Annotated in this window: 1 protein-coding gene; it reads right to left on the bottom strand. The window is 63.3% G+C overall.

Translation table 11 applies throughout. From position 1 onward, the window contains the following. Positions 1-301: 301 nt before the first annotated feature. On the bottom strand, positions 302-1441 hold the full coding sequence (locus AWB69_RS45135) for an IS110 family RNA-guided transposase (RefSeq protein ID WP_062093224.1): 1140 nt from the start codon (positions 1439-1441) through the stop codon (positions 302-304). Between the last annotated feature and the right edge of the window lie 25 nt (positions 1442-1466).

The following is a 1466-nucleotide window of genomic DNA, read 5'->3' as shown; positions in this document are numbered from 1 at the left end:
CTGCCGTCGTCATCAGCTGCGCGGTTCGCTGGTATTGATATGACTTTGCGTGTCAATGGTGACGTTGGGTTTCAGGTTGTTGCACCGACGCATGAATTTCCTGAGGGCGGCGCAGCAGTAAGTCTCGACGGTGGATCACACTGATATCCGCGGATTGGATACCGCATTACGGAGGTCCGCCTCATGAGCCTGCCGCTAACTTCCGCCGCAAGTTGGTGATGCCCGTTGCGTAATACCATCGCGGGTTGCTCGGATGCCGGGCTGCGCCGCCTTCAGGAAACTCCTTGCGTTGTTCGGGGAATCACACACAGGCCGCGGGCAGTTTGCTGCGAGGTATTGCAAGCGACATGGCCAGTCGACTGATGTCCCAGATGAACGCTGCCAGTTCGCGGGCAATAGCCACGACCGTGATGTTGATGGGTTTGCCTCGCGCGGCCAGCCGGCGGAATCGTCGGCACAGCCGTACCTGGGCGTCCCAGGCGCGGTCGATGATGGCCTTGGGCAGGCCTTCGAGACGGGCCTGGATTTCCGGACTTACCCGGGCGGGATGACGGTAACTCCATGCGGCCTCGACTAGCAACCGTCTGGCGTAGCTGTTGCCGGTTTTGGTGATGCTGCCCTGCCGGCGTTTGCCTCCCGATGAATGCTCGGATGGCGTTACGCCGAGCCAGGTCATCAGCTGACGCGGGTGTTCGAAGCGGGACAGGTCGCCCACTTCTGAAACCATCCCGACGGCGGTAACGAACTGGACGCCCCGCATGGCCTGCAGGGCCAGCACTACCGGATAGAACCGCCAGGAGATCACCGCTTCGCGCAGGGCTGTTTCGAGACGCGCGCACTGCGCAAGCCGGTCCTCGATGGTGCGCCGGTGTTCGTCAAAGGCAAGGTGCTGCCAGGCGCTGGGAAACGAACAGCGGCCCAGCCAGCGACGGTGCGCCTCGCCCCAGTTTGCGCTGCCGGTATAGCGAACGCCATGCGCGAGCAGGAACGATTTCAGTCGATGCCGTGCACGCCGCAGATCCTCGCGGGCAGCCGCCCACGCGCGGGCGAGATCCCGGAATGCTTCGTCTTCAATTCCGGGCACGTACACGGCCGACAGATCGTCGGCGCGCAGCGAGCGCGCCAGCTTGATGGCATCGCGCCGGTCGGTCTTTACGCGCTCGCCCGGCTTACGCGGGATCAGTGAAGGTGCGCAGACCATGCAGTCGAAGCCCTTCTGGACGAGTTGACGGTACAGTCCGTAACCACATGGACCTGCCTCGTACACGACGCGTACGTGCGGCGCCTTGGACTGCAGGCGCGTGCACAGGCGATCGATGTCGGCCCCGGTCGTACCGGTCTTGCCCAGCAGTTCGACCTCGCCCGCGTCGATCGCGTAGGCGACCGTGATGGAGTCCTTGTGAAGATCCAGTCCAACGTACACCGTGCTATCGTTTCGCATGCTGGCCTCCGTGGAGGAAATCGCC

Source organism: Caballeronia udeis, assembly GCF_001544555.2.
Classification (GTDB): Bacteria; Pseudomonadota; Gammaproteobacteria; order Burkholderiales; family Burkholderiaceae; genus Caballeronia; species Caballeronia udeis.
Note: the sequence above shows the minus strand (reverse complement) of the source record. Positions and strands in the feature narration are given on the sequence as shown.